Below are 25002 nucleotides of genomic sequence, written 5' to 3'. Positions count from 1 at the left end.
GAATGATCTAACCGCTAAAAATTCAGGCGGGTTCGCTCGCGGGGCTTGCGGCGCAATATTGGGCGTTTTCGTAAAGCAGCGGCCGTGTCGTCTCGCTGACATCGGCTGAAACCACCTGTCCGATGAAGACGGTATGGGTTCCATAGGGCATGGCCGCAACCCGGCGGCAGGCGATGGCGGCATGGGCCGTGGGCAGGTAAAGAACGCCACTATCATGGCGCTGCCAGCTGCCGTCGCGGAAACGCTCCTCCGGCGGCACCTTGCCGCTAAAGCCATCCGAAAGCGCGATCTGGTCCTGCGTCAGCACATTGACGATGAAATCGGGCCGGCACAGCAGCAATTCATGCAGCAGCGTGCGGTTATTAAGGCAAACCAGCAGGGAAGGCGGCTCCATCGAGACGGAGGTAACGGCCGTCACGGTCATGCCGTGATCGCGCTGATCACCGGCGGCACAGGCGGTGATGACCGTTACGGTTGCCGGAAAACGACGCATCGTCGAACGGAAATTCTGGCCGACGCCTTCAGGCGCAAGACTGCTCAGGCCAAACAATGCTGATGTCATGAGATCCTCCCAAATCCTGCAATCTTATTTATTTTCATTTGCAACATTTGTCAATGCAAATGTTTTTCGTCATTTTCTGTGGTTGGGAAACCCGCCATTCCCCGGCCTTGTGGAGCGAAGCTATTGAAACGGATGGATTGTGCCGGTACAGCCGATAGGCGCACATCAGCATCTGCGCAGATGGTTCTCAAACGGGGATTTGCTCGTGTCTTATCAGTTCACCGACTCGGTACCCTACCTGCTCAACTGGGTGGGCGTTCGGCTGGGCGAGCGCTTCTCCGTGAGACTGGCCTCCTATGACATCACATTGCCGATGTACCGCGTGCTGGCGACGCTCAGGCAACAGGAAAGCAAGACCCTGACCGAGCTTTCGGACATGGTGTCGGTGGAAATTTCCACCCTCTCCCGCCTTGTCGGCCTGATGGTCCGCCGCAACCTCGTCAGCCGTGAGCGACCGGCCGACAATGCGCGCATCGTGCGCATCACGCTGACCCCGAAGGGCGAGGAACTTGCCGACGAGCTGATGCCCATCGCCGCCATGTTCGAAAAAACCGCGATCGAAGGCCTCGACCCCGCAGAAGTGAAACTTTTCAAAAGCATCCTGCGCCATATCGGCCTCAATATCGCCGGTCTTTGATAGAGATAGCCGGCTTAGGAGATCTTCCCCGGCTGAGAGCCGACGGGAATCCATGGCCGCCTTCACGATCGTCGCGTGCAATGTACTTGTAATGGCCGGTTCCTATCCCTGTGGAAACCCACCACAGCGGAGGAGAATTCCCATGACCGACCGATCGTCACCCGCCTTCCCGGCGGCGATCGCCCTTATCACCGCATCGGCCCTGCTCGCGGCCTGCGCCTCGACCGTCATGAAAAGCTATATCGGCGCACCCATCACCAGCGTCATGCTGGACTATGGGCCACCCGACAATATCTACGGCCTAGGCCCCGGCCAGCAGGCCTATCAATGGCGCAAGAACAAGACACAGGTCGTCGCCGGCTCATCGAGCGGTGAGGTGCGGACAACGCGGCGTGGCGAACGTTATGAAGTGTCGGAAACGCCGGGTTATGTCGAACGGATCGACTGCTATTATACGTTCTACACCCGCAATTCCGGCAGCGAATGGTATGTGACGAGTTTCCGGCAACCATCGCTCGAATGCGAATGACCGTTTCCGGCATTCCGGATTTCGGCCCGGTAGCGCATGTTTGCTCCATGCCCCTGCTTTACCGCCGCTTCCAAGCGGAAAGCGGCGGCGTTCTTTTGTGAATTCTCCCTGAAAGCCGTCATGGGATAGGCCGATCAGAAACGATAGTTCAGACCGGCCTTGATGACATGATCGCTGACATCGGTCTTCGATTTGCCGCTGGCGGTCGTCGTGGCCACATTTCCCGTGCTCACATAATTATATTCAAACTTGGCCGACAAGCCGCCGCCGAAGCTCTGTTCGACACCTGCCCCGACCAGATATCCCTGCTTCCAGCCATCGGGACCTGTTACGCCATTGCCATCCTTGAACTTCGTCGTTGTCAGGCCTGCGGTGCCGTAAAGAAGCGTGCGGTCGAGCGCCACGCCGGCCTTCACCTTGGCCGCACCCCGGAAACGCTCCCGCAGCCGGCCGTTCGGCACACGCGCCTCGTTCCCGAGATAGGAACCTTCCAGTTCCGCGCCGATAACGCCAGAGCCGAACTGGACGTTATAGCCGGCCTGAACACCGCCCGTCAGACCGCGACCGCTGGCCAATGGATTAAATCTCGGTGAGGCGACGCCACCATGCACACCGACATAGGCTCCGTCCCATGAAAAAGCAGGCGGATTGCCGTAGTCAAAGGATTGCTGCGTATTGTAGTTCGTAAGGTCGGCCGAATAGGCATGGCCTGCCACCGCAACGACAATGGCCCCGGCGGCAAGCGATTTTCTGATTATCGACATGAAAAGACTCCAGACGAAACCGATGCGCCATCGTGCGGCGCCTCTTGGGTTTCAGTTTGCGTTGAAGAACCGGAAACCGGCTCCCGTTCATCTGCTGCGCGGCCTGGCACGGGGTGCGGATGCGTTCAGCAGATAAGGGGATTTTCCCGACGAGAATTGCGCTTGCATTGCACGAAACGAATTTTATTAAAAATAATTTATTTATTTAAATGAGTTATCTGAATTTCCTTAACCAAATAGTAAGGAAATTCATTGTCGGAACACATCCGATCGTTCAAAACCCCGGCAGCCCGGCCGTGGCGGTCGCAGCCTCCTTGGAAGCGATGGATCGAATTTCCAGCCGAACGCAGAAGCCGGGATTGAGATCGAGGAACGAAACACGCCCGTGATGAAGCTCGGCCGCCTTCTGGACCAGATTTAACCCAAGGCCGGCTCCCGGCGCATTGGCGTTGACGCGGTGAAACGGCTCGAACACCTGCTCGCGCTCCGAGACGGGTATTCCCGGCCCTTCATCGCAGACATCTACGACGCCCGTCGCACCGACCCGGATCGTGATAGCGCCTTTGCCGCCGCCATGATCGATCGCGTTGCGGACAAGGTTGACCACCGCCATCTCGATGATCGAGATCTGCATGGTGAGCACGACATGCCCTTCGCTCGGCTCGAAATCGAATTCATAGCCGGCATCCATCGCAATCGGTGCAAGATCGGTCGCGATGCGCTCGACAAGACTGTTGAGATCCTGCGGCACGGCGGGCAATTCCACCGCGCCGACAGCCTGCATTTCGAGAAGCTGATGCGCGACGCGCGTGAGACGGTCGATATCGGCCCGGAGCTGCCGGCTCAGCGCGTCATCGGGCAAGAGATCGGCCCGAATACGGGCAATGGCAATCGGCGTCCTCAACTCATGTGCGGCATCGGCAAGAAAGCGGTTACGGCGATTATATCCCTCATCCAGCCTGGAAAGCGCAATGTTGAAGGCATCCACCAGGGGAATGATTTCATGGGGCACCTTCGAGCGATCGATGCGGGCGGAACGGTTTTCGAAATCGATCGATTTCGCCTGTTTGACCGTTTCCATGAGGCCGCCCAGGGAGCGCCCGACCGCCCTTGGGGTAACGAGCAGCGTCGCGATGCCCGTCAGGATCAACATGGGCACGACAACGATAAGGATGATGAAGCCCACGCCGGGCAACACGGTCAGCCAGCGGATGGCGCCGTCGGCATCCCTTTCCAGATCCAGCTGCATGCTGATCCAGAGGCTGAGGCCGTCATTCGGGGTGCTTTTTTCCGTCCCGGCGATGAATTGCAGCCGCCCGGCGGACGTATCGCGGTTTTCCATGGTGGCCCGGACTGTTTCCGCAGCTTCCAGACGCGCCCTCTCGATGGTGCGGGGGAAAACCGCCGTCAAAGCGGGCGACGGGACCTCTCCATATTGCAGGGTGACGTCATCGGCGTCCCGTACCACGAACCAAAGGTTCGGGTAGCGCTGTTCTAATGCCGCCAATCCGGATGTAGCCACCACCTGCACCCGGCCCTGCCCATCCCTTGCCACACTTTCCGCAACGATGCGGACCGCCTCTTCATTGGCGTCTTCCAGTTGCGGATTGATGATCCAGATCCAGCCGATGAGGAGGACGACAAAAAGAACGAGCAGGAAGGCCTGCAACACGAAAAGGCGCTTCATCAGCGCCCAACGCAGCGATCGGTTGCGTTTTTCCTTCATGTATTCAACCGGATAAGATAACCGATATTGCGCACGGCCCTGATCTCGACCGTGGCGCCGGCCTGCGCCAGCTTCTTCCTGATCCGGGAGATATGGGCATCGAGAGCATTGGACTCGATCTCGTCGTCAAGAGTGTAAACCGCCTCGACCAGATTGGCGCGCGTCACGATGCGGTTCGGCCGTCGCATCAGCGCCTCGAGCACCAGATATTCGCGACGCCGAAACTCGATGATGGAACCGGCGACGCTGATTTCGCTGCTCTTCGGATCGATGCTCAGATTTCCAAAACTCACATATTTGTCGGAAAGCGTGGGGCCGCGCCTGTGGAGCGCGCGAAGACGAGCGAGCAATTCCTCGATCGCAAAGGGTTTGGCGAGATAATCATCTGCCCCGGCATCGAGCCCGTCGACGCGATGATCGACACTGCCTAGCGCCGTCAGGACAAGGATCGGCACGGTGTGTTTTCTCCGGCGAAGCGAGGACACGAGGTTCAGCCCCTCGCCATCGGGAAGGCGGCGATCGAGAACCAGCACGTCATAGGCCCCGTCGCGCGCCAGAACATCGGCATCGCCGATGGTGCTGACGTGATCCGCGAGCACATCGCGCCGGCGCAAGGCTTCGAGGAGCGCTCGCGCCATTTCGGGTTCATCCTCAAGAAGCAGGATTCGCAACGACTTTTCCTCAGAGATGCGTTCTTGCAGCCCACCACTGGCCGGTGAATATTGCAGTTACATTGCAGGGCGGGGAGCCGGACTGCTCTCCTTACCACTTTGCCGGGCACAAGCCGACCGGCATCGCATGCTTTTCACAAGGCCGCCGGGACAGCCCCTAGCTGTCTGCCCCCGGCCTGTATCCGTGCCTTGCATAAAACCGATCAAGCTCGCGCTGCTGCGCCACCTCGCCGGTATAGATTGCAATGTAGTCCGGAATTCTTTTCATCCGCACGGCCACATCCTCTTCGGATTGCATGGAGATATAGCCGATCTGCACGAGATAGGTGGTTCGGGCGCGTACATCCGCCATGTTTTCGGAATGGCCGAAACGCACGAACATGCGCGAAAGCGCGTCCATTCTGGTCTGGTCGGCTTTGCGCACCTCGGCAAGAATATCATCCGACTGAAGCGCCCAGCTGCGAACCGCGAATTCGAACCTGCTGTCGAAGAGGGCGGGATCGATCCAGCAATCGAAAATATTCAACATTGCTTCCGCCAGGCTCTCCGCATAGGCCTCAGACTGCCTGACGATGTTGCCGGTGTTTTTTTCCCGCCAGCGGGAAAGCAGCGCGGCCAGCAGTTCCTCCCGGTCCTTGAAGAACCAGTAGAAGCTGGTGCGCGACAGATTGAGCTTTTTCGCCAAGGGCAGGATTTTGACGGAATCCACGCCCGATTCCAGCAGGGCCTGATAGGCGGCCTCCAGCCATCCTTCCTGCGATCCGCGCCAGCCGGTCTCGTTCAATGTCGCTTCCATGACGGTTTTCTAGCAAATCCGCCGGGTTGCGACAAGGCGAATGTCCACTCGTGTCAAAATCATAAACACATGTGTTTTATTAATTGACACTTATGTACATTTCCTTCTAGCCTTCTCCCATCAGCCCCACCCGGAGAACGGCCATGTCGAATGATCCCCTTCTTCAGCCCTACCGGCTCAAGCATCTCACATTGCGCAACCGCATCATCGTCACCTCGCATGAGCCCGCTTATCCCGAAGACGGCATGCCGAAAGGGCGCTATCGCGCCTATACGGTGGAGCGCGCTAGGGGCGGCGTGGCCCTGACGATGACCGCCGGCTCGGCCGCCGTCTCCAGGGACAGCCCACCCGTCTTCAACAACCTGCTCGCCTACAAGGATGAAATCGTCCCGTGGATCCGGGAGATGACCGACGCCGTGCATGAACAGGGCGCGGCAATCATGATCCAGCTGACGCATCTCGGCCGCCGCACCCGCTGGGACAAGGGCGACTGGCTGCCGGTGCTGGCCCCTTCGCATCATCGGGAAGCCGCCCACCGCGCCTTTCCGAAGAAGATCGAGGACTGGGATATCGAACGCATCATCAAGGACTTCGCCGACGCCGCGGAACGCATGAAGGCGGGCGGCATGGACGGGGTGGAGCTGGAGGCCTATGGCCACCTCATCGACCAGTTCGTCTCACCGCTGACCAACGAGCTGGATGGCTCCTATGGCGGTTCGCTGGAAAACCGCATGCGCTTCTGTCTTGACGTCTTCAGGGCGATGCGCGAACGCGTGGGCGACGATTTCATCCTCGGCGTTCGTTATACCGCCGACGAATGTCTTGAGGGCGGCACCGGAAAGGCGGAGGGCCTCGAAATCTCCAGACGGCTGAAGGATAGCGGCCTGATCGACTATCTCAATGTCATTCGCGGTCACATCGACACCGATCCGGGCCTGACGGACGTCATTCCCATTCAGGGCATGGCCAATGCGCCGCATCTGGACTTTGCCGGTGAAATCCGCGCCGCGACCGGTTTCCCGACATTCCATGCCGCCAAGATCCCCGATGTCGCCACCGCCCGCCACGCCATCGCCTCCGGCAAGGTGGACATGGTGGGCATGACGCGCGCCCACATGACCGACCCGCATATCGTGCGCAAGATCATGGAAAAACGGGAGGACGACATTCGCCCCTGCGTGGGCGCCAATTATTGCCTCGACCGCATCTATCAGGGCGGCCTCGCCTTCTGCATCCATAATGCGGCAACGGGCCGCGAGGAGACCATGCCGCATGAGATCGCCAGGGCGGCGGAACGGCGCAGGGTGGTGATCGTCGGCGCCGGCCCGGCAGGCCTTGAGGCCGCACGTGTCTGCGCCGAGCGTGGCCATGAGGTGGTCGTCTTCGAGGCCGCGAACGATCCCGGCGGCCAGATCCGCCTCACCGCGCAAAGCGAACGCCGCCGTGAGATGATCAGCATCATCGACTGGCGCATGAGCCAGTGCGAAAGGCTTGGCGTCACCTTCCATTTCAACAGCTGGGCGGAGGCGGATACGGTCCTTTCGGAAAACCCGGACGTGGTCATCATCGCCACCGGCGGATTGCCGCATACCGAGGTGCTTTCCAAGGGCAACGATCTCGTCGTTTCGGCATGGGATATCATTTCCGGGGACGTCAAGCCGGGCGCGACTGTGCTGGTTTTCGACGATGCCGGCGATCATGCCGGCCTGCAGGCCGCCGAATTCCTGGCAAAGGCGGGCGCGAAAGTGGAGATCATGACCCCGGACCGGGCCTTCGCCCCGGAAGTCATGGCCATGAACCTCGTTCCCTATATGCGGGCACTGCAAAAACTCGATGTCACCTTCACCGTCACCTATCGGCTGGAAGCGGCGGAAAGAAACGGCAATCAACTCGTTGTCCGCGTCGGCAGCGACTATGGCGGCGTGACGAAATCACGGACCGTGGATCAGATCGTCGTTAATCATGGCACGGTTCCGCTGGACGACCTTTATTTCGAACTGAAACCCGGTTCGAAGAATCTCGGCGAAATCTCCTATGACGACTTGCTGGAAGGAACGGCCCAGACGGTGGAGCGTAATCCGGCCGGCACTTACCAGCTCTTCCGGATCGGTGATGCGGTCGCCGCACGCAATACCCATGCGGCGATCTACGATGCGCTGCGTCTGGCAAAGGACATCTGAGGCCCGCAAACCCTGCCGTGAGGTCAGATAATCGCCGTTCAGCCGTGCGCGGTCCGGCGACAAGCTGTCCGGCAACTACCGCCATCCACGGCAATCGGCCATCACATTGTGGATGACCTTATGCTTTTGCCTCGCGCCGCAGGTGGCTGACGCTCAGCCAGATGGCAGAGACGAGGAAATAAAATGCACCCAGTCCCGCATATCCGGCGATGGTCGCGATCGATGGCTCATCCGGCACGCGCGCCTGCAGAATGAAAAAGATGCCTGCGACGGCGGATTGTCCGCCACTCAGGATCATCACCCACTGCCCGCCATGATGTTTCCAACGGCGAACGGCGGCGCTCAACTGGAGCAGGCCTGAAAAAATCGCCCATAGTCCGAAGACCGCGAGCACCCAATTCATGCTCATGCGCAAGGCGAAGATCACGATCACGGTCATCAGCGAACTGACTGCGACATTAAACGTCTGGCTGCGATTTTTCGCCGGCCCGCCGTTTCGCATGGCATCGATCAAATTCGCCACCGCATCCCACGCGGGATAAATGACCAGCAGGAAAGCTGCGATACCAAAGGACTGCCTTCCCGCGGTGAGTGCTGCGATAACCCAAATGATGGAGAATGCCGCGCGGATGAAATAATAGCGCTTCAGCCAATATTCATTGTCATTGACGATGGCTGATGTTCGGTTGCCCATGGCGTTATTCCTTGTTCTTGGAGGGTTCCGGCCTCTGTCCGAGAAAGGCCATTCCTGTTCTGCCGGGTCGGGACATGCGCAGGCGCTGAAGCCGCTAGATCCCGGCGTACCATTCGTATCCGCGGTCTTCCCAGAAGCCGCCATTACCGCCCCAGAAGCCGGTGAAACTGTCCACGATCTCGATCCGCATGAGATATTTGGCCTGCTTGTACCCAAGCTGCCGCTCGACCCTCAGCCGCAGCGGCGCACCGTGACCGACAGTGAGATCCTGTCCGTTCATCTGGTATGCAAGGATGGTCTGCGGATGAAAGGCGTCGACCAGGTCGATGCTTTCATAATAGCGGCCGCTTCCGTCCAGCGTCTTCTCGAGTTCGTCGGCGCAATGGAAAACGGCAAAGCGGGCGGTTGGCGCAAGTCCAGCCGTATTCAGAAGCATGCCCAACGGCACGCCTGTCCACTTGCCGATGGCACTCCAACCTTCCACGCAGTCGTGGCGGGTGATCTGGGTGCGGGCCGGCAGCATCCTGAGTTCGGCAAGCGAAATCTGCAGCGGCCTTTCGACCAGCCCATCGATCCTGAGCCGCCAATTCGCAAACTTGCTTTCGACGAGTTCCGCATATTCCTCGCTATCGGGAGCGCTCGTGCCGTTGACACGAAAGGATGGAGAAATGTCAGCTTCGGTGAACTCCCGGGCCAGGGCATCACGCCCTTGCAGCAGGCGCTGCGCCTTCATCGTCAGCGTTTCTGCCGAGCGGACGAGGTTCAAGACGTCGGTGTTCTGATCGAGAAGATCGCAGCCGGAAATGGTCACGGCACCGGCGCCGAGTGTGCTGCCGATCAGAAACCGACGGCGGGTAAGAAGATGGCTCATGAATTCGGCCCCGTTTCTTTGATGGCGTAACGGCCGGTGATCATCGACCGGATGTTGTTCCAGGTGCCTGACAGCACGACCATTGCGATATGCACGATGACAAAGAGCACCAGCAGCAACGCCGTTATGAAGTGGATCGTCCGCGCGGACTGCCGACCGCCAAAGAGATCGACAAGCCAGGGGAGAGCGGCATTGATGCCGGGTGACATCGTCAGGCCCGTCAGGATCATCAGTGGAAGAAGACCCGCGATCACCGCGAGATAGGTCAGTTTCTGCAATGCATTATAGTGTCTTGCCTCTTCTCCCCTGGGGAAACGCAGGCGCGCATGATCGACGATCTCATGCCAGAGATGGCGAGGAGAAAGCTCGCTGACCTTCGGCGCCAGATCTTTCCTGAAGTGGCCGCCAAGAACACCAGAGGCCGCATAGACAAGGCCGTTGATGAGAAACAGCCAGGCAAAAAAGAAGTGCCAGCGGCGGCCGGCCGCCAGATCCTGAAACGAGGGAATTGTCGCCCAGACCGGAAACGCTCGCGCCACGGCCTGGCCATCCATATCGGAAATTCCGAGCACGCCCGTGGTCGTAACCTCGAGGCCAGCCATCCGCAGGAAGCCTCGGGCGTCAGGACCACCCCCTGCGGAACCGATCGTCAGGAAGGCAGGGTCGCCGTCCGCGCCATAGTGCCCCCAATACAACTCGGGATGCGCATTGAATATCTGCAGGCCGCTCATCAGCAGAAAACTCAGGCAAAGCACGTTCAGCCAGTGCGTGATGCGGGTCACAAGCGCGTGGCGACGGATGAAGATCGTCCGCGGATGTTGAATGTTGTCGTCGGTGGCATCCATGTCCGACCCTGCTCCTTGCATTGTCTAGGTTTGCGAAGGGGGCGGCGGCCGGTCGACGGGAGAGTACTCCGGCCGACCGGCCGCCGACGTGGTCACATGGGCGGAACCACGCCATTCTTTCCGACGACAAGCCGCTGGGCCACAGTGCCGGAGGAAGCCTTCTCGGCCGGCACGAAAACGACGGCTCCCGGAACCAGATCCTCCTTTGTGGCTGGCGCGAGGGTAACAACCGGCGTCCCGTCAGGGATCGAGATCTTCTTTTCCTTGCCTTTGTAGGAGACCGTGACCGTTCGGCCATCGACACCCGTGACGGCATCGGCAACGGTTGCGTTGGTCATGCTGCTGTTGGGCTTCAAATCCCAGCCATAACTGCCCTCGCCCGCCCCCTTGAGCGCCGGCGGAAAAATGAGAACCTCAAGCGCGCCGTCGCCGCCATCCTTTTTGGGCAAAGATGCGATGCCGACGAAGTCACCCGGCTTGATATCCTCGATCCTGGCATTCGCGACAGCCGAGACCTGCAAGTCTTCGGCAAGATTGATATCAAGGGTCTCGCCCTCGCGGGTTTTCACGGTCAAGGTGGAACCAGCGTGGGATACGATGTTGCCCCGCACATTGACATGATTGCCTGCGGCACCCTCGGCGCGGACGGGTGCAGACATCATCGTCGCCAGCGACATGGCTGAAAGCACGAGCGCCATGGCGGAAATGGATTTCTTGATCATTGGAATCTTCCTACTAGTTGATAGGTTTGCGATGCGCAGTTTTGCCTTTGGCGACTTTCGCCAAAGGAATTACTGAACGGCGGTTGCGGACAGGCGCTTTAATGTCGGCGCAAGTATGTTGGCAAACACATCCGCCCGCCCATAGGCGCGAGCCGACAGCATCGCACCATGCACGCAGGCCATGAAAGCCTCGGCCTCAACCTCAGGCGTGCTAGACAGGGCCAAAGTGCCCGCTTCCGCACCACGCTCCATGACCGTGGTCAGCCATTTTGAAAGAAAACGAAAGAAAGCGGTTACCTCGGTGGCGACTTCCGGTGGCAGCGAAGGCAGTTCACTTGCCAGCAGGGCACAGACGCAGAAAGGCCGGCTTTGATCCTCTATGCATTTCGCCCAATGATCCGCATAGACCCGCAAAATCTCAAGCGGTTGCTCGACATTCCGCTCAAGCGCGGCGACACCGTTTTGAGCGTCTTCGCGATAACGTGAGACGAGCGTCCGGACAAGGTCAACCTTGCTCGGGAAATGATGGTGAATGCTCGCCTTGCGGATGCCAACAACCTCGGCAATATCGGCATAGCTGAAACCATTATACCCACCGCTCATGATCAGAGCCCGTGCGGAAGCCAGAATGTCGTCGGAGGTTGTCGATAAATTGCTCATATCGTCTACCTACCTTCCGGTAGGTAGCCATGTCAAGCGTTAAGTCAATAGCGTTCCGGCTGGCTCAATCCGCTTCCCCGCCACCGGCCGCTGCTGTTCATGGACGTGGCTGAGAGTTCGATCCGCATCTGACGGAGGACATCCCCTCAGCTTCGTCATCCGAAAAGTCGTCAAACGGTATGAGAGGATCGCAGGGATGCGATCGCTCGTCACCCTGACAAAGCCATATCTATGGCGGCCTCGCAATGGATCAGCGTGGTATCGAAGACCGGAACCGGGACATTCCCCTCGTGGAGCAGCATACCGACCTCGGTGCAGCCGAGGATCATGCAGTCAGCGCCCGCTTCAGCCACGCGCCGCGCGATGTTTTCGTAGATGGATCGGCTCTCATCTGTGGTGATATCCCTGCAAAGCTCCTCATAGATGATGCGATGCAACTCTCCGCGATCAGCTGCGTCCGGGAGAACCGGATGCAGCGATGCCGCCTTTAGCCGGTCCACATAGAAGCCCTGCTCCATGGTAAAAGCCGTCGCCAGCAACCCTGGCCGTTTGAGGCCTGCCTTGACTATTCGCTCCGCAGTGGCGTCCGCGATATGAAGCAGCGGAATGGACACGGCCTCCATCATCGCTTCAGCGAGCTTGTGCATCGTGTTAGTAGCAAGCACCAGGACTTCCGCGCCGCCGCGCTCCAGCGCCCTTGCCTCTGCATTCAATATGCGTGCGGCTTCATCCCAATTGCCGCTCACCTGCAAGGCCTCTATTTTCGCAAAATCGAGGGAGCGGATCAAAAGCTCGGGGGAATGGAGGCCACCAAGCCGGTCTCGGGTGATCTCACAAAGTTTGCGGTAGTAGATCTGCGTCGAGGCGGCCGACATGCCGCCCAATATGCCGATGACTTTCATCACATGAATCCGTCAGGAGGTTTCAAAGGCCGTTAAATCTTGGAGTTTGATCCGGCCGCAGGTGGGCCTGCAACATAGGCAAAAACAAGTGGCACGGAAAGAACCTATCTCGGCCCCGCCGATGCTCGCTACGCTTGGTAGCGCCGTCGCTTGTCTCGTCTCCCCAGAATCAACCATCAGTTTAACTAGTGGCGATTGCCGCTGAATTGTGCGTATTGAACACATCAACCACATGATCGCGACGAGATGTCATGGCTAACATCCCCGTAACCCGCCGCCAGTTTCTACTTCCTTTTGTGGGGATTCTTGATGAAATCGGTGCGCCCACGAACGGCGATGTCATGCTGCCAGGTGACAGGAACGATGGCCGATAGTGCCCGAACGCAAAAAGCCCGCTTGGAAGCGGGCTTTTCGAGAGAAAACGGAAATACGGGTTCGCCAGCAGGTACCGGGCAGGCAGGCCGTTCTTAAGGTTCATCTTGACCTGATCATGCGCGGGCTGCTGACATAGGCATCATTCTTCAAGGTCCGGTCTCAGCCGATGCCACCGATACAGACATATTTAAGTTCGGTATATTCCTCGATGCCGTGGCGTGACCCCTCCCGGCCGAGACCTGACATTTTGACACCGCCAAAAGGCGCTTCAGCGGTGGAAATAGCGCCCGTATTGACGCCGACCATGCCATATTCGAGCGCCTCGGCGACCCGGAAAACTCGGGACAGGTCACGTGCATAAAAATAGGAGGCAAGACCGAAATCGGTATTGTTGGCCTGCGCGATCACATCCTCTTCGTCTTCGAAACGGAAAAGCGGGGCGAGTGGCCCGAATGTTTCCTCACGAGCGACCTGCATGCCGGCAGTCACGTTGCGCAGGATCGTCGGCTCGAAGAAATTGCCGCCGAGTGCATGCCTGCTGCCGCCCGAGGCAATTTGAGCGCCTTTTGAAAGCGCATCGGCGATATGGGCTTCCACCTTGGCAACAGCGTTGCCATCGATGAGCGGCCCCAGGATGCTTCCCTCTTCCAATCCGTTGCCAACCTTCAGCGCGGATACCGCCCGTGCGAATTTTTCAGCGAAGGCATCATAAACACCGCTCTGCACATAAAGCCGGTTGGCGCAGACGCAGGTCTGGCCATTGTTGCGAAACTTGGCAATCAGCGCCCCTTCCACCGCGGCATCGAGATCAGCGTCATCAAACACGATGAAGGGCGCATTGCCACCGAGCTCCAGCCCGAGTTTCTTGATCGTCGGCGCGCATTGCCGATAAAGATGTTCTCCCGTGCGCGTCGAGCCGGTGAAGGTCAGGAGACGGATATCCGGGCTTGCGGTCAGCACGCCGCCGATTTCCGCGGCGGGTCCCATCACGATGCTGAAAAGTTCGAGCGGCAGGCCCGCGCGCTCGGCGAGGATGGCGAGGGCTATGGCCGAAAACGGCGTCTGCGGCGCCGGTTTCAGCACCACCGCGCAGCCGGCGGCKAGCGCCGGGCCGACTTTGCGGGTAATCATGGCATTGGGGAAATTCCACGGCGTGATGGCCGCGATGACGCCGACCGGCTGGCGGAGAACCAGAATGCGCTTGTCCGGCTGATGGCCGGGCACCGTCTCACCATTGATGCGACGTGCCTCTTCGGCGAACCATTCGATGAAGCTTGCACCATAAGCGATTTCGCCTTTGGCTTCCGCCAGGGGCTTGCCCTGTTCCAGCGTCAGGATCATGCCGAGATCATCCCGGTTTTCCATGACGAGCCGGTGCCACGCCTTCAGGATCGTCGCACGCTCGCCGGCTGTGCGGCGCGCCCATGCCTTCTGGGCAATCACGGCGGCAGCGATTGCCTCCTGCGTTTCCGTTGCGCCGAGTTCGGGAACCTGCCCGACGATCTCCCCCGTCGCGGGATTGCGGATCATCACCGTTTCGCGGCCATCGCAGCCGATCCAGCGTCCGGCCACGGGCACTTTTTCACCTAGGAGTGTGGGGTCATTCAGGTGCATGGAGCCGATCCCTCAACAGAAAACCTGGGCTGACGCCGGGTCGAACGCCAAGTGCACGAGATCGCCTCGGTTGAGACCGGAAATCGCTTCGTGGCCGAAGGGCAGTCGCACGGCAAGCGGTTCGCCCGAACCGGTATGGGCAACCACATGGACGTTGTTACCAAGGAAGGTGATGTCGCTGACGGTGGCCTGAAAACCGGCGGAAGAAGCCGGCCGGTTGCGGCTGAGCTGCAGGCGTTCCGGACGCAGCATCAGCGCCGCTTTCTTGCCCGGCGCAGCCTCGCCATGCATCGGAATATGATCAAAGACGATATCCCGACCCACTGAAACCGTCGCCTTGCCGCCGGATGCTGCAAGCAGGTCGCAGGCGATGAAATCGCTGTCACCGATGAATTCGGCTACGAAACGGGTGGTCGGATGAGCATAAAGCTCAGGGCCCGTGCCGATCTGGTCGATCACCCCCTTTGAAAACACCGCGATCCGGTCGGAAAGGCGAAGCGCCTCTTCCTGATCGTGGGTGACATAAAGGATCGTCACCTCCGTCTGCTGGTGAATGCGACGGATTTCGAACTGGATTTCCTCGCGCAGCTTCTTGTCGAGCGCCGATAGCGGCTCATCCATCAAAAGCACCGGCGGGTCATAAGCAAGTGCCCGCGCCAGCGCCACGCGCTGCTGCTGGCCACCCGACATCTGCGCAGGCTTCCTGTCCTCGAAACCTTCGAGGCGAACGAGCCGCAGCATCTCTTTCACCTTGGTGTCGATTTCCGCCTTGCTCCTGCGGCGAACCTTCAGCGGGAAGGCGATGTTCTCACCGACCGACAGATGCGGAAACAGGGTATACCGCTGGAAGACCATGCCAATATTGCGCTTGTGCGACGGCGTCGAAAGCAGGCTCGCGCCGTTCAGCAGGATGTCACCTGCGGTCGGCTGCTCGAAACCGGCAAGGATGTATAGCGTGGTGCTCTTGCCCGAACCGGAAGGGCCGAGAAATGTCATGAACTCGCCCGGCTGCACGTCGAGATTGACATCCTGAACGGCGACGACCGGTCCGTATTGCTTGCGGATTCCGCGAATTTGCAGGAGCGGTTTGGTCATGTTTTCAGTCCTTTTCGCACAGCCGCGACAAGCAGCATGAGAATGATGGTCACCGCGATGAGAAGCGTGGAGGCTGCGGCGATGACGGGCGTCAGATCCTGACGCAGGGTCGCCCAGATTTTCACCGGCAGCGTCTGCAATGTCGGGCTTGCCATGAAGATCGCCAGCACCACCTCATCCCAGGAGGTGAGGAAGGAAAAGATCGCCGCCGAAAACAGCCCGTGGCTGATGGCGGGAAGTGTGATGCGGATTTTCGCCTGCAACGGGCTGGCGCCACACAGCACCGCCGCATCCTCAATCGACTTGTCGAAACCCTCAAGCGCGCCGGTCAGCGCCAGAATGGAGAAAGGCAGCGCAACGACGAGATGGGCGATGACGAAACCGGTGGTGGTACCCGCAAGGCCGAGTTTCAGGAAAAAGGCGTAAAGCGCCACCGCAAGAACCACGACGGGCAGGATCATCGGCGTCATGAACAGCGCGCGCAGCGTGCCGCGCCCGATGAACCGGCCACGCACCAGCCCGAACGACGCCACGAGACCGATCAGCACGGAGAGTACCGTGACCATCAGCGCGATGCGCAGGCTCGTCCAGGCGGCCTCCAGCCATCTGGGGTCAGCGAAGAAATCCGCATACCATTTCAGCGTCCAGCCGGGCGGCGGAAAGATCAGCCATTGTGACGAGCCGAAGGACAAAGCGGCGATGAAAACGATCGGGAGGATCAGAAATGCCGAGGTCAGCACGGTGATGAGGAGAAGCAGCCATTTCCAGAGGCCGAGGCTGTTATAATTCAAAAGCATCTCAGCGCCCCCCTGCCCCGGCCGCGCCGAAGAATTTCAGCTGCACCGCATAAAGAGCGAGAGTGACCACCAGCAGGACGAAGGCGGCTGCCCCGCCCATGCCCCAGTTGACCAGTGACTGCACGAATTGGGCGATGAGTTCGGCCAGCATCATGTTGGCCGTACCGCCGAGCAGCGCCGGGGTGACGAAATAACCGAGCGACATGACGAAGACCATCAGCGCGCCGGCCATCATGCCGGGTGCAGCAAGAGGAATGAGAACACGCGTCAGTGCCTGCCAGCGGGTGGCTCCGCACAGAGACGCCGCCTGCAGAATGGCCGGATCGATCTTGCGAATGACGCCATAGAGCGGAATGATGATGAACGGCAGCATGATATAGGTCATGCCGATCGTCACGCCGGTGAGATTGTTGACCAGCGCCAGCGGCTTGTCGATGATGCCCAGCCCCATCAGCGTCTTGTTGACGACGCCCGTGCGCTGCAACAGCACCATCCAGGCATAGGTGCGTGCCAGAAGATTGGTCCACATAGACAGAAGCAGGATGGCAAAAACGATGGAGGCAAGCCGCGAAGGCATGATGGCGAGCGCCCAGGCGACCGGAAAACCGATTGCCAGCGACACGATCGTCACCAGCGCCGACACCGCGAAAGTATTGAAGAAAATCTTCAGATAGGTGGAACTGCCCAGAAGTTCGGCATAGTTGCCAAGGCCGAAGACGGGTTCGGTCACGCTGCGCGACAGCAGGATGAGGACAGGAACGACAAAAAACAGGATGAGCAAACCAAGCGCCGGCAGGGTGGCGGCAAAATTGCCGGCCCGGAAGGGCGTCCACGCCTTCGGCCTTGTCCTGACTGTTTCATCGGTAAGCGAGACCATGTCCAAACCTCCCGGACGTGGAAAATTGCGCGGGCGCCGGTGGCAGCCCGCGCCGTTATCTTATTTCGCCTGCCAGGCGTACCAGCGCTCGCCGATTTCATCGCGATGCTGCGCCCAGTAGTTCATATCGGCATTGACCTGGCTTGCCGTCTGCTGGTCCGGCAGGGACTTGGCGATTTTTGGATCCATCAGCTTGGCGGATTCGATATTAACCGGGGCATAACCCGTCGCCGTCGCCATATCCGCCTGCGCCTGCGCGGAAGTCGCCAGGGCGATGAACTTCATCGCCACATCCTTGTTCTTCGTTCCCTTCGGGACGACAAGCGAATCCGCCGCGGTGATATTCTGCGCCCAGGATGTCTCCACCTTGACGCCGCTCTGCTCGAGAGCGGTCATACGGCCATTCCAGACGCTGCCGAAGGGTGCTTCCGCCGACGCAATCAACTGTTGCGACTGCGCGCCACCGGACCACCAGATGATATCGGATTTGATCGTGTCGAGTTTCTTGAAAGCGCGGTCCAGATCAAGCGGATAAAGCTTGTCGGCCGTAACGCCGTCGGCCAGAAGTGCTGCTTCGATCACACCCGGCGCTGACCACTTGTAGAAGGTGCGCTTGCCCGGAAATTTAGCCGTATCGAAAAGATCGGCCCAGCTTTTGGGGCAGGCAGCGACTGAATCGACATTGCAGCCGATGACGAAGGAATAATAGAAGCTGCCGACGGAATAATCCGTCACGAAGCGGGGGTCGAGCTTCGTTTTATCGATGACGCTGAAATCGAGCTTTTCCAGGAGGCCTTTGGGACCGGCCTGCGCAGCATAGTCGCCTTCGACATCGACCACATCCCATGTCACGCCGTTTGCCTCGACCATGGCTTTCAGCTTGCCATAATCGGTCGGGCCGTCCTGCAGCACGTTGATGCCGGTTTCGACCATGAATTTCTCAGCCCAGGCCGCCTTCTGGGCGTCCTGCGTGGTTCCTCCCCAGCTGGAAAAAACCAGGTCACTCGCCTCAGCGGATGCCGCGAGGGCGAAAAGTGCTGCGCATGTCGACAATACCAGTTTCGATCTCATGTTCCCTTACTCCATTTAGAGTTTGTTGTTGGCATGCACGTCTTGGCCGGCGCCTTTCACTTCAACGGTGAAAACCGTGCCGGCTTCATGATCTTGTTTTCCGCGACCTCGATGAGATCGCGGATTTTCGGCAGGAAGGATAACCAGCGTGGATCGGCCATCAGCCGGGCGCGCCGTTCCTCGCGATCGTCAAGGCTGGAAAAGGCCCAGATATGGACGATCTCGTTGATCGGACCGATCTCGGAAAAGAAGTAACCCACCAGTTCGCCAAGATGGCTCTTCTGGATTTCGATACCCTCCTCTTCCACGACCTTGAGATAGGCCGGGATGGTGCCGTTCTTCAGCCGATAGGTGCGGATCTCGTAAAACATCGGCTCACCGCATCACGAAAGGATCGGGGATCGGATCGTCGGAGGTTCTGAGCCAGATCGTCTTGGTGCGCGTATAATCGAGCGCTGCCGCAAGCCCACCCTCACGGCCATCTCCTGAAAGGCCGAAGCCGCCAAAGGGCGCAATCGGCGAAACCGCGCGATAGGTATTCACCCAGACGATACCGGCGCGGATCGCCTTCATCAGCCGGTGAGCCCGTGTCAGGTTCTGCGTGAAGACGCCGGAGGCGAGGCCGTAGACCGTGTCATTGGCCAGCGCGATGGCTTCCGCTTCGGTTTCGAAGGAAACGACCGAAAGAACAGGGCCGAAAAACTCCTTCTCCATCGAGGGGGATCGGATGCCGTCGCAATCGAGAATGGTCGGACGGTAGAAATAACCATCACCGTCAACGGGTGCGCCGCCTGTCACCACCTTGGCGCCGGCATCTACCGAAGCGGAAACCAGCGAAACGATGTGCTTCCTCTGACGCTCCGTTGCAAGCGGCCCCACTTCCGTCGCCATATCCAGCGGCGAACCGATGCGGATCGCCTCAGCCTTTGCTGCCAGAATCTGGAGGAAACGGTCCTTGACGCTTTTTTCGATGATCAGCCGCGAACCGGCAACGCAACTCTGGCCGGTCGCCGCGAAGATGCCTGCCACCTGGGCGTTGGCGGCACTTTCGAGATCGGCATCGGCAAAAACGAGGATCGGCGATTTACCGCCCAGTTCCAGCGATATGGAGGCAAGGTTTTCCGCCGAGTTGCGAACGATGTGACGCGCCGTTTCCGGACCGCCGGTAAACGCGATATGGGCCACCTTCGGATGGGTGGTAAGCGCATTGCCGCACGAGGCACCGAAACCGGTAACAACGTTGACGACACCAGCAGGAAAACCAGCCTCATGCACCAGCCGGGCAAATTCCAGAAGCGGTGCCGGCCCGTCTTCCGAAGCCTTGACGACAATGGTGCAGCCTGCGGCCAGTGCTGGACCGATCTTCACGGCGGCGAGAAACAGCTGGCTGTTCCACGGCACGATCGCCGCCACCACACCAACCGGCTCGCGTCGCAGCCAGACATCCATATCCGGCTTGTCGATCGGCAGGTAGGCGCCCTCGATCTTGTCGGCCAGACCCGCATAATAACGATAATAATCAGCGACATAGGCAATCTGCGCCGAGGTTTCGCGGATGATCTTGCCGGTATCGCGGGTTTCAAGTTCAGCGAGCGTCTTCGCATTTTCCGCAACCAGATCGGCCAGCCGGTAAAGCAGCTTGCCGCGCTGCGTCGCCGTCAGTTTCGACCAGGCCGCATCCTCGTAAAGCGCCCGATGCGCAGCCTCGACGGCGCGGCCGATATCCATCTCGCGGCTTTCCGGCATCTCAGCCCAGGGCTGGCCGGTTGCGGGATCGAGGCTCGAAAAACTCGCCTCGCCATCCTCGAAACGTCCATCGATATAGCACTGAAAACGGCGCATCATCTTACTCCGCAAAAGCCGGCATGACATCGGACAGGAAACGTTCCAGCGACGCCTTCTTCCGCTCGAAACTCATGCCCGTATCGATCCAGAAGGAATATTCGTCATAACCCATGGCCTCGTACGCCTTGAGCCGGGCAATGACCTCATCGGCATCGCCGACGACATTGTTCTTGCGCATGACGTCGCCGGAGAGCATGGCATTTCCGGCAATATCCTCCGGTGAAATACGCTCGATGAGCCCCTGATGAACCGGCTTCTCGTTTTTGAACCAGGCGAAGAAGTAATTGTAATAGACGCTCATCTCATGGGCGGCCTGCGCGATATCGGCCTCGTCGGAACCGACATAGGTATGGCGCAGCAGCATGATTTTCGGCCGCTGCTTTTCCGGGTTCTTGGCGCAGGCATCGTTGAAGCGGCCCATCAGGGTCTCCACCTCGTCATCACCCTGCCACAGCGGCGTCACCTGCACATTGCAATCATTGGCAACGGCAAATTCGTGAGAATTCGGATCGCGCGCCGCCACCCAGATCGGCGGAAACGGCTGCTGCAGCGGCTTGGGAGCGGAAGTCGTGGCCGGGAATTTGAAGAACTCGCCATCATGGGCATAGTCGCCCGCCCACACGCCTTTGACGGCGGGGATCAGTTCACGCATGCGCTGGCCGGCGCCCCAGGCATCGAGGCCGGGAAGCAGCCGCTCATATTCGAAGGAATAGGCGCCGCGGGCAATGCCGATATCGAGACGACCATCGCAGATGAGGTCGGTCATCGCCGCTTCGCCGGCAAGCTTGATCGGATGCCAGAAGGGCGCGATGACAGTGCCGGTGCCGAGACGCGCCGTCTTCGTGCGACGAGCCAGATCGGCAATCGTCACGAAGGGGTTCGGGGCAATGGTGAAATCCATGCCGTGATGTTCGCCGGTCCAGATGGCATGCATGCCGCCGCGATCGGCGATTTCGCAAAGGGTAACGAACTCCTCATAGAGGGTCTTGTGATCCTGCGAGGCGTCCAGCCGCTCCATATGAACGAAGAGCGAAAATTTCATGGGTTTGCCCCCTTCATGGAAATGGGATGGACCTTGCCGGCGGTCTCGTCGCCGACATAGACACCGAAATTGCCGATGGAACTTTCCAGCGCGAAACGACTGACGATATCCGCCGTTGCGCCGGAATCGAATTTTGCGGAGCCGAGCGCGCCGGGCGACAGGAAGCGGCCCTGACGCGGGGCATCATCGCCCTCGGCAAGTGCGTGGTAGACGATATGCTGGCGGCCATCCGTCTTGTTTTCATAGACCGAATAAAGAAAGCCAGTACGGACTGACAGTCCGGTAAGTTCCTCAAGCCGCGACGTCAGCGCAGCGACCGGATCGCCACCCGCCACAACACAGCCGGGAAGCGACAGCACATCCTCGCCGACAAGGTAAATCTCGCCACGCCGCTCCAGCACCGCGCCGACGACAATTTCGCCCTCAGCCGCCGCCGACACCGCCTTGGCGGCCAGCATCGGCGTGAAATAACCGCCACGCGCATAACCGAGACCATTCAGGCCGCTATTGTCGAAAGCACCGATGCGGCCGAGCAGGATGACATGATCACCCGCCTCGATAACCTCCTGCATGGTGCATTCGAACCACGCCGCGACATCGGCGAACACGGGTGAACCCTGCGGCGCATCCGACCATTCGGCGGCGGCGAAACGATCCTCCACCGGGCGCGCAAAGGTATTGGACAGGTCCTTCTGGCTTTCCGACAAAACGTTGACGGCGAAGTTTTTCGCGCCGGTCATTGTCGCAAAATTGCGCGAGGTACGTGCGAGGCAGATCAATAGCAGCGGTGGGTCGAGCGAAACGGAAGTGAAGGAATTTGCGGTGAAGCCCACGGGCTTTCCCGCATCATCCCGCGTGGTCACGATCGTTACTCCCGTCACGAAAGCGCCGAAGGCGTCGCGCAAGGTGCGCGGGTCAAGCGTTGCAACAGTCATTGCGGCTCCTCCTCAATAGCCAGCCATTCGGCCATCAATGCATTGACAGTTTCAGGTGCGGTCAGATTGACCATATGCCGATGCGCTTCGACGATGCGAGCGTAACCACGCGGAGTGATCGCCGCCATCTGCTCGGCCATCAGCGGCGTCGAATTCGGATCGTCGGAACCGGTCAGGAACAGCGCCGGGCAGGTGACGGACGGCCAGCGATCCGCATAGGTCTCATCTCCACCCGCAAAGGCCGTATAGGCAACCGCGTAACCTTCCGGGTCGACCATTTCCAGCCAGCCGCGTGTCAGTTCCCGCGCATGCTGGCTCTTGGCGTCATCACCGAACCAGCGCAGCAGCGGGCCTTCCTTGTCCACGCCCTCGGTGCGGATGGCCGCAGCCCGCGCGAGCACCGCCGCCTTCGCGGCAGGATCACGGCGATAGACACCGTTCAGGTAACCGACGCGCGCGACACGATCACCGAAGCTCGCAGCGGCGCCGCCGGAAATCAGCGCCCCCATGGAATGCCCGGCGACATTGGCGCGGGTGATCCGCATATCGTCCAGAAAACGGCCGAACCAGCCGACAAAATCCGTAAGCGTGCTGCCCGCAGGTAACCGTTCGCTGCCGCCATGACCCGGCATGTCGACCGCGATGACGCGGTGGGTCCGGGAAAGGACATCGATCTGCGGCTCCCAGGCTTCGAGCCGCATGCCGACGCCGTGGATGAGGATCAGGTCCTCGCCGGCACCGGCTTCAAAATAGGCCGCCCCACCCTCTGTCGTCCTGCGAGGGAGCGCGGCAGCACCTGCCTTTGCAACATTGACCCGTGAGGTAGCGGCGGCATCTTGCATTGGCTGCGCCCTCAGACGCCGGCCGGATTGGCGACGTCCTGACCGAGATCCTGCAGATCCTGGTAGCGGTCGCCAATGCGGTGATGGGGCCTGCCGCCAACCGAAGCACCAAGCGCAACGACGATCTCGTCCGCAGCCGGTGCATCGGGAATGGCGGTCTGGATCGTCAGATAATGCGAACGGCGACCTTCGTCGTTCTTGTCCATCAGCGGGATCATGATCGGCGCATTGCCCGGACCGCGGGTGTTGCAAAAGGCGAGATAGGACTTGGCTCCCACTGCCTGGCGATAGTGATTGCCGAAGCGCAGCGTGTGAATGAGCGCGGAAGCATGTTCGATTTCGCCATCCAACCCGACGACCGCTGCCTTGCCATAAGCCTCAACAGCTTCGCCGGAACCGACCGCATCGAGGATCATCTTCGTCAGCAACTCACCGAGCACCGGCGCACCCGCATGAATTTCCGGCTTCAGATTTTCCACGAAGCCTTTTCCCGCCCAGGGATTTTTCACCACCGCGATGGCGCTGAACAGTTTCAGAGGCGTTGCGGCGGCCTTGCCTCCCTCAATCAACGTCGTTTCGACCTGCAGCAGGGTCTTGCGGATCTGGATGGACATGGGCGTTCTCTCCGTAAATATGATGTCTTATGGTATGCCATAATATATGACTGTCAAGTGCCGCATGATTTTTCGTCAGAAAGTCGAAAATCATCAATTTTAACAGCGATTTATGGACTAAAATTCCGCGATGCTTCCGTCATAGGCGAGCTCGTACAGACGCGTCATTTCCGCAACTGTGGGCACTCGGGGGTTATTTGCCGGTGTGCCGGAAGCGAGGCCCTGGCGCACCATTTCCGGCACAAGATCGACATAACGGCTCCTGTCGATGCCGAATTCCTGCGGGGTCGGCACCTTCAGCCGCCTGTTCAGTCCGATGAAAGCCTCAACCAGCTTCGCGCCGGCGATCTGGTCGCTATCGGCCGCGGTGGCACAGCCAAGCGCCCGTGCGGCCGCCGCATAGTGTGGAAGAGCGGAGTTCAGCGAAAACCGCGTGACCAGCGGCAGCACCATCGCATTCGACATGCCATGCGGCACATGGAAAAAGGCGCCGACCGGCCGGCTGAGGCCATGGATCAGTGCCGTGGACGTATTGGAGACGGCAAGCCCGGCGTGGGTTGCGCCCAGCATCATCGCTTCACGCGCATCCCTGTCATCCGGGTTGTTCGCCACTCTTTCAAGATTGGCGCCGATCAGCTTCAGCGCGGAAAGCGCCAGCGCCTCGGAATGGGCATTGCCGTTGCGGTTGACCAGCGCCTCCAGTGCATGGGTCAGCGCATCGATGCCGGTATCGACCGTGACACGGTAAGGACATGTCAGCGTCAGCTCATAGTCGATGATGGCCGCGACCGGCAAAGCGGCAGTGCCGAGGATCAGCATTTTTTCACTCGCGACCGTATCCGTCACGACGGCGGCGCGCGTGACTTCCGAGCCGGTTCCGGCCGTCGTGGGAATGGCAATCACCGGCATGACGGCGAAATCCACGATCCGCGGCACTTTCAGGGATCGCAGATCCTCCCCGCTCGTTGCAACGATGGCGCCCGCCTTGGCCGTATCCATGGCGCTGCCGCCGCCGAGTGCGACAAGACTGTCATGGCCGCCATCGGAAATACGTTTCACCAGAGCGACGATGGATATATCCGTCGGGTCTTCGACAACGTCGGAGAAGACCGAAGCCTCGATGCCCTCCCCGGCAAGCGCCTGCAAAAGCGCCTCGGCGTGGCCAAGCTTCTGCATCACAGGATCGCAGACCAGCAGCGGCCGATGGACGCCAAGCGATTTTACCACGGCCGGCAATCGAAAACGGCTGCCGCCGCCGATGAGCATTTCGCGGGGCATCAGGACACGGTTTATCATTGCGGTTCTCCGCCACTATCGGACTGTGTTGTTCGGAATG

26 protein-coding genes are annotated in these 25002 nt (G+C 59.7%); 3 read left to right on the top strand and 23 right to left on the bottom strand.

Annotated features, from left to right (window positions below):
- Window positions 1-22 precede the first annotated feature (22 nt).
- Window positions 23-562 carry an FADH(2)-dependent resorcinol hydroxylase reductase component gene (graD, locus tag QD336_RS20590; RefSeq protein WP_499172006.1) on the bottom strand — a complete coding sequence of 180 codons (540 nt, stop codon included), beginning with the start codon at window positions 560-562 and terminating at the stop codon, window positions 23-25.
- 205 nt (window positions 563-767) lie between these two features.
- Here graD and QD336_RS20585 point away from each other — a divergent pair, with 205 nt between their 5' ends.
- The gene (locus QD336_RS20585; protein ID WP_269340159.1) at window positions 768-1199 is read left to right on the top strand and encodes a MarR family winged helix-turn-helix transcriptional regulator; all 432 of its coding nucleotides are present in this window, start codon (window positions 768-770) and stop codon (window positions 1197-1199) included.
- 142 nt (window positions 1200-1341) lie between these two features.
- Window positions 1342-1728, top strand: a complete 387-nt coding sequence (locus QD336_RS20580) for a hypothetical protein (protein ID WP_269340157.1) — start codon at window positions 1342-1344, stop codon at window positions 1726-1728.
- Between the two features lie 134 nt (window positions 1729-1862).
- On the opposite strand, the gene QD336_RS20575 is transcribed toward QD336_RS20580, so the two are convergent.
- From QD336_RS20575 to QD336_RS20560, 4 genes are all read right to left on the bottom strand, one after another.
- The gene (locus QD336_RS20575) at window positions 1863-2492 is read right to left on the bottom strand and encodes an outer membrane protein (protein WP_499172005.1); all 630 of its coding nucleotides are present in this window, start codon (window positions 2490-2492) and stop codon (window positions 1863-1865) included.
- A gap of 274 nt (window positions 2493-2766) precedes the next feature.
- Window positions 2767-4218 (bottom strand): sensor histidine kinase, encoded by a 1452-nt coding sequence (locus tag QD336_RS20570; protein WP_499172004.1) that lies wholly within the window; start codon window positions 4216-4218, stop codon window positions 2767-2769.
- The gene (locus tag QD336_RS20565; protein WP_269340154.1) at window positions 4215-4889 is read right to left on the bottom strand and encodes a response regulator transcription factor; all 675 of its coding nucleotides are present in this window, start codon (window positions 4887-4889) and stop codon (window positions 4215-4217) included. The genes QD336_RS20570 and QD336_RS20565 overlap by 4 nt, the downstream gene beginning before the upstream one ends.
- 157 nt (window positions 4890-5046) lie before the next feature.
- Window positions 5047-5685 (bottom strand): TetR/AcrR family transcriptional regulator, encoded by a 639-nt coding sequence (locus tag QD336_RS20560; protein WP_499172003.1) that lies wholly within the window; start codon window positions 5683-5685, stop codon window positions 5047-5049.
- A gap of 143 nt (window positions 5686-5828) precedes the next feature.
- Between QD336_RS20560 and QD336_RS20555 the strand changes: the two genes are divergently transcribed.
- Window positions 5829-7865, top strand: a complete 2037-nt coding sequence (locus QD336_RS20555) for an oxidoreductase (RefSeq protein ID WP_499172002.1) — start codon at window positions 5829-5831, stop codon at window positions 7863-7865.
- Between the two features lie 118 nt (window positions 7866-7983).
- Here the strand turns inward: QD336_RS20555 and QD336_RS20550 are convergent, their stop codons facing one another.
- The 18 genes from QD336_RS20550 to QD336_RS20465 form a co-directional block, all read right to left on the bottom strand.
- Window positions 7984-8559 carry a DUF308 domain-containing protein gene (locus QD336_RS20550; protein WP_499172060.1) on the bottom strand — a complete coding sequence of 192 codons (576 nt, stop codon included), beginning with the start codon at window positions 8557-8559 and terminating at the stop codon, window positions 7984-7986.
- A 94-nt stretch (window positions 8560-8653) separates the two neighbouring features.
- Window positions 8654-9430 carry a molybdopterin-dependent oxidoreductase gene (locus QD336_RS20545; RefSeq protein ID WP_499172001.1) on the bottom strand — a complete coding sequence of 259 codons (777 nt, stop codon included), beginning with the start codon at window positions 9428-9430 and terminating at the stop codon, window positions 8654-8656.
- On the bottom strand, window positions 9427-10275 hold the full coding sequence (locus QD336_RS20540) for a cytochrome b/b6 domain-containing protein (protein WP_499172000.1): 849 nt from the start codon (window positions 10273-10275) through the stop codon (window positions 9427-9429). Before QD336_RS20540 ends, QD336_RS20545 begins: the two co-directional genes overlap by 4 nt.
- Window positions 10276-10367: 92 nt before the next feature.
- Window positions 10368-10997 carry a hypothetical protein gene (locus QD336_RS20535; RefSeq protein WP_499171999.1) on the bottom strand — a complete coding sequence of 210 codons (630 nt, stop codon included), beginning with the start codon at window positions 10995-10997 and terminating at the stop codon, window positions 10368-10370.
- Window positions 10998-11066: 69 nt separating this feature from the next.
- On the bottom strand, window positions 11067-11657 hold the full coding sequence (locus QD336_RS20530) for a TetR/AcrR family transcriptional regulator (RefSeq protein ID WP_499171998.1): 591 nt from the start codon (window positions 11655-11657) through the stop codon (window positions 11067-11069).
- Between the two features lie 209 nt (window positions 11658-11866).
- A complete protein-coding gene (locus QD336_RS20525) occupies window positions 11867-12559 on the bottom strand; it encodes an aspartate/glutamate racemase family protein (RefSeq protein WP_269340144.1) in 693 nt (230 codons plus the stop codon).
- A gap of 534 nt (window positions 12560-13093) precedes the next feature.
- Window positions 13094-14548 carry an NAD-dependent succinate-semialdehyde dehydrogenase gene (locus QD336_RS20520; RefSeq protein WP_499171997.1) on the bottom strand — a complete coding sequence of 485 codons (1455 nt, stop codon included), beginning with the start codon at window positions 14546-14548 and terminating at the stop codon, window positions 13094-13096.
- A 12-nt stretch (window positions 14549-14560) separates the two neighbouring features.
- Window positions 14561-15643 carry an ABC transporter ATP-binding protein gene (locus tag QD336_RS20515; RefSeq protein ID WP_499171996.1) on the bottom strand — a complete coding sequence of 361 codons (1083 nt, stop codon included), beginning with the start codon at window positions 15641-15643 and terminating at the stop codon, window positions 14561-14563.
- On the bottom strand, window positions 15640-16440 hold the full coding sequence (locus QD336_RS20510; protein ID WP_173989717.1) for an ABC transporter permease: 801 nt from the start codon (window positions 16438-16440) through the stop codon (window positions 15640-15642). The genes QD336_RS20515 and QD336_RS20510 overlap by 4 nt, the downstream gene beginning before the upstream one ends.
- Window position 16441: 1 nt before the next feature.
- On the bottom strand, window positions 16442-17317 hold the full coding sequence (locus QD336_RS20505; RefSeq protein ID WP_499171995.1) for an ABC transporter permease: 876 nt from the start codon (window positions 17315-17317) through the stop codon (window positions 16442-16444).
- 60 nt (window positions 17318-17377) lie between these two features.
- Window positions 17378-18388, bottom strand: coding sequence for an ABC transporter substrate-binding protein (locus QD336_RS20500; RefSeq protein WP_499171994.1), 1011 nt, complete (start codon window positions 18386-18388; stop codon window positions 17378-17380).
- Between the two features lie 56 nt (window positions 18389-18444).
- A complete protein-coding gene (locus QD336_RS20495) occupies window positions 18445-18759 on the bottom strand; it encodes an NIPSNAP family protein (RefSeq protein ID WP_499171993.1) in 315 nt (104 codons plus the stop codon).
- A 4-nt stretch (window positions 18760-18763) separates the two neighbouring features.
- Window positions 18764-20230 carry an aldehyde dehydrogenase gene (locus tag QD336_RS20490; RefSeq protein WP_499171992.1) on the bottom strand — a complete coding sequence of 489 codons (1467 nt, stop codon included), beginning with the start codon at window positions 20228-20230 and terminating at the stop codon, window positions 18764-18766.
- Between the two features lie 4 nt (window positions 20231-20234).
- Entirely contained in the window at window positions 20235-21275 is a 1041-nt protein-coding gene (locus QD336_RS20485) for an LLM class flavin-dependent oxidoreductase (protein ID WP_499171991.1), read from the bottom strand.
- The gene (locus tag QD336_RS20480) at window positions 21272-22210 is read right to left on the bottom strand and encodes a flavin reductase family protein (RefSeq protein WP_499171990.1); all 939 of its coding nucleotides are present in this window, start codon (window positions 22208-22210) and stop codon (window positions 21272-21274) included. The genes QD336_RS20485 and QD336_RS20480 overlap by 4 nt, the downstream gene beginning before the upstream one ends.
- Window positions 22207-23052 (bottom strand): alpha/beta fold hydrolase, encoded by an 846-nt coding sequence (locus QD336_RS20475; protein WP_499171989.1) that lies wholly within the window; start codon window positions 23050-23052, stop codon window positions 22207-22209. The genes QD336_RS20480 and QD336_RS20475 overlap by 4 nt, the downstream gene beginning before the upstream one ends.
- Before the next feature lie 11 nt (window positions 23053-23063).
- Window positions 23064-23666, bottom strand: a complete 603-nt coding sequence (locus QD336_RS20470) for an amino acid synthesis family protein (RefSeq protein ID WP_006316014.1) — start codon at window positions 23664-23666, stop codon at window positions 23064-23066.
- A 117-nt stretch (window positions 23667-23783) separates the two neighbouring features.
- Window positions 23784-24962 carry an iron-containing alcohol dehydrogenase gene (locus QD336_RS20465; protein WP_499171988.1) on the bottom strand — a complete coding sequence of 393 codons (1179 nt, stop codon included), beginning with the start codon at window positions 24960-24962 and terminating at the stop codon, window positions 23784-23786.
- Window positions 24963-25002: the final 40 nt, after the last annotated feature.

This window comes from Rhizobium sp. BR 250 (genome assembly GCF_047445855.1).
Classification (GTDB): Bacteria; Pseudomonadota; Alphaproteobacteria; order Rhizobiales; family Rhizobiaceae; genus Agrobacterium; species Agrobacterium tumefaciens_I.
The sequence above is the reverse complement of the archived record's forward strand: the minus strand, read 5'-3'. Positions and strand labels throughout refer to the sequence as shown.

What these genes read in the sequence shown, in the direction of transcription:
- graD (WP_499172006.1), bottom strand. Translation starts at nt 562, where the DNA reads ATGACATCAGCATTGTTTGGCCTGAGCAGTCTTGCGCCTGAAGGCGTC.
- QD336_RS20475 (WP_499171989.1), bottom strand. Translation starts at nt 23,052, where the DNA reads ATGCAAGATGCCGCCGCTACCTCACGGGTCAATGTTGCAAAGGCAGGT.
- QD336_RS20480 (WP_499171990.1), bottom strand. Translation starts at nt 22,210, where the DNA reads ATGACTGTTGCAACGCTTGACCCGCGCACCTTGCGCGACGCCTTCGGC.
- QD336_RS20490 (WP_499171992.1), bottom strand. Translation starts at nt 20,230, where the DNA reads ATGCGCCGTTTTCAGTGCTATATCGATGGACGTTTCGAGGATGGCGAG.
- QD336_RS20560 (WP_499172003.1), bottom strand. Translation starts at nt 5,685, where the DNA reads ATGGAAGCGACATTGAACGAGACCGGCTGGCGCGGATCGCAGGAAGGA.
- QD336_RS20470 (WP_006316014.1), bottom strand. Translation starts at nt 23,666, where the DNA reads ATGTCCATCCAGATCCGCAAGACCCTGCTGCAGGTCGAAACGACGTTG.
- QD336_RS20575 (WP_499172005.1), bottom strand. Translation starts at nt 2,492, where the DNA reads ATGTCGATAATCAGAAAATCGCTTGCCGCCGGGGCCATTGTCGTTGCG.
- QD336_RS20465 (WP_499171988.1), bottom strand. Translation starts at nt 24,962, where the DNA reads ATGATAAACCGTGTCCTGATGCCCCGCGAAATGCTCATCGGCGGCGGC.
- QD336_RS20570 (WP_499172004.1), bottom strand. Translation starts at nt 4,218, where the DNA reads ATGAAGGAAAAACGCAACCGATCGCTGCGTTGGGCGCTGATGAAGCGC.
- QD336_RS20500 (WP_499171994.1), bottom strand. Translation starts at nt 18,388, where the DNA reads ATGAGATCGAAACTGGTATTGTCGACATGCGCAGCACTTTTCGCCCTC.
- QD336_RS20535 (WP_499171999.1), bottom strand. Translation starts at nt 10,997, where the DNA reads ATGATCAAGAAATCCATTTCCGCCATGGCGCTCGTGCTTTCAGCCATG.
- QD336_RS20485 (WP_499171991.1), bottom strand. Translation starts at nt 21,275, where the DNA reads ATGAAATTTTCGCTCTTCGTTCATATGGAGCGGCTGGACGCCTCGCAG.
- QD336_RS20580 (WP_269340157.1), top strand. Translation starts at nt 1,342, where the DNA reads ATGACCGACCGATCGTCACCCGCCTTCCCGGCGGCGATCGCCCTTATC.
- QD336_RS20540 (WP_499172000.1), bottom strand. Translation starts at nt 10,275, where the DNA reads ATGGATGCCACCGACGACAACATTCAACATCCGCGGACGATCTTCATC.
- QD336_RS20505 (WP_499171995.1), bottom strand. Translation starts at nt 17,317, where the DNA reads ATGGTCTCGCTTACCGATGAAACAGTCAGGACAAGGCCGAAGGCGTGG.
- QD336_RS20515 (WP_499171996.1), bottom strand. Translation starts at nt 15,643, where the DNA reads ATGACCAAACCGCTCCTGCAAATTCGCGGAATCCGCAAGCAATACGGA.
- QD336_RS20530 (WP_499171998.1), bottom strand. Translation starts at nt 11,657, where the DNA reads ATGAGCAATTTATCGACAACCTCCGACGACATTCTGGCTTCCGCACGG.
- QD336_RS20550 (WP_499172060.1), bottom strand. Translation starts at nt 8,559, where the DNA reads ATGGGCAACCGAACATCAGCCATCGTCAATGACAATGAATATTGGCTG.
- QD336_RS20555 (WP_499172002.1), top strand. Translation starts at nt 5,829, where the DNA reads ATGTCGAATGATCCCCTTCTTCAGCCCTACCGGCTCAAGCATCTCACA.
- QD336_RS20510 (WP_173989717.1), bottom strand. Translation starts at nt 16,440, where the DNA reads ATGCTTTTGAATTATAACAGCCTCGGCCTCTGGAAATGGCTGCTTCTC.
- QD336_RS20545 (WP_499172001.1), bottom strand. Translation starts at nt 9,430, where the DNA reads ATGAGCCATCTTCTTACCCGCCGTCGGTTTCTGATCGGCAGCACACTC.
- QD336_RS20525 (WP_269340144.1), bottom strand. Translation starts at nt 12,559, where the DNA reads ATGAAAGTCATCGGCATATTGGGCGGCATGTCGGCCGCCTCGACGCAG.
- QD336_RS20495 (WP_499171993.1), bottom strand. Translation starts at nt 18,759, where the DNA reads ATGTTTTACGAGATCCGCACCTATCGGCTGAAGAACGGCACCATCCCG.